Here is a 1,655-nt window from a genome sequence, read left to right as displayed (position 1 = left end):
ATATCACACCGGCTTGATGCTAACATTGGCAATACATGTTTTAACGTTATTTTTTTACATGATTTGATCCGCAGTACAAAAATATGCCAACGCATTGCAGTTTCAAGTAAAATAGGTCGAATGAGAACATCATTTACATAAGGGAAATCCATGAAATCTTCCGCACTCAAAACCTGTCTGACAGCAGCCCTTCTCTCTTCCGCCGCCCTGACCGGCGCGGCCGAGGTTTACACTTGGAAAGGCACGTCGGGCAACAGCTATTCCGATACGCCAAACCGCCTGCAACCGAAGCGTTCCGGGGTAGTCAACATCCGCACGCACAACGTCAAACCTGCCGTTGCACCTGCTGTTGCAGCATCTGAGCCGGTTGCCGAGCAGCCCAACGAACAGGTTGCGGAACAAAACAAACAAATCGAAGAGCGCAATAAAAAAATCGAAGAGCAAAACCGCCAAAACAAGCTGGAAAACTGCAAAATCGCCAAAATCAACCGCCAAGTCGCCGAAAGCGCACGCTTGGCCAATCGTGACAGCCTGATTAAACAATACCAAAACGACGTCAATAAATACTGCAATTAAGCTCTCGAATAACAATATCAAAAAGGCCGTCTGAAATTTAATTTCAGACGGCCTTTATTTTTCAGCCTATCAATAATACAGCTGAACCAACAACAAACCGATGGCTAAGCTGAATGCCATGCTCAATAGGCCCGGAATCATGAAGCTGTGGTTGAAGATAAATTTGCCGATTTTGGTCGAGCCGGTTGTATCGAAGTCGATAGCGGCAATAATCGGGCCGTAGTTTGGTATAAAGAAATAGCCGTTTACCGCAACGAATGTGCCGATAATGATGGGCGCAGGAATACCCAGTTTGATGGCGATTGGAAATAGCGTTGCCACTGTCGCGCCTTGGCTGTTGACCAATACCGACAAGACAAACAGGGCAAAGGCAAAGGTCCATGGTGCAGACTCAACCAAATGGCTGACGGTCGATTCTACTTCTGTTAAGTGGCCGTTCATCAAGGTATCGCCCAACCAAGCCACGCCAAACACCGCAATCACGGCACGCATACCGGCATGGAATACCGAACCTCGGGTAATCGCATCGCCATTGGGTTTACACGCCAAGATAATCAGCGCAGAAGCAGACAACATCACGATTTCAATCGTATGCGCCATGCCCATAGGCTTGATCGCGCCATCGTGTTCAAAAGCCGGACGCAACTCAGGCAGCGCACCCATCACGACCACCAGCAATGCCGCAGTCAAGAAAATACCGACCGACAATTTGGCTTTCGGCGAAATGGCAACATCGGTTTGTTGTTCCTCCACATCGATGTATTCTTTCACATAGTTCGGGTCTTTCAGCAAAGCCTGATAATGCGGATCGTCTTTCAACTCTTTGCCCAGTTTGTTTACAAACACGCAAGCCAAACCGATACCCAAAATCGTGGACGGAACGGTAACTTTCAACACGTCCGCCATCGTGATGTGTTGCGGCTCAAGCATGGTGACGCAGGCAACAACGGCGGCGGCAATCGGGCTGGCGACAATCGCAAATTGGGAAGCGATAACCGCCATCGTCAGCGGACGGGAAGGACGGATGCCATTGCGACGGCTGACTTCGGCAATCACGGGCAAGACCGAGTAAGCCACAT

At 49.4% G+C, this 1,655-nt stretch carries 2 protein-coding genes; one reads left to right on the top strand and one right to left on the bottom strand.

Translation table 11 applies throughout. From position 1 onward, the window contains the following. Positions 1 to 150: 150 nt before the first annotated feature. Complete coding sequence (locus ACTHUM_RS13340) at positions 151 to 576, top strand: DUF4124 domain-containing protein (RefSeq protein WP_070460916.1); 426 nt, start codon at positions 151 to 153, stop codon at positions 574 to 576. Positions 577 to 645: 69 nt separating this feature from the next. On the opposite strand, the gene ACTHUM_RS13335 is transcribed toward ACTHUM_RS13340, so the two are convergent. After that, positions 646 to 1,655: anaerobic C4-dicarboxylate transporter family protein (locus ACTHUM_RS13335; protein WP_440403091.1), on the bottom strand; the 1,010-nt coding region annotated here is incomplete at its 5' end.

The sequence above is a fragment of the Neisseria sp. P0021.S006 genome (genome assembly GCF_051956895.1).
Note: the sequence above shows the minus strand (reverse complement) of the source record. Positions and strands in the feature narration are given on the sequence as shown.

What these genes read in the sequence shown, in the direction of transcription:
- ACTHUM_RS13340 (WP_070460916.1), top strand. Translation starts at nt 151, where the DNA reads ATGAAATCTTCCGCACTCAAAACCTGTCTGACAGCAGCCCTTCTCTCT.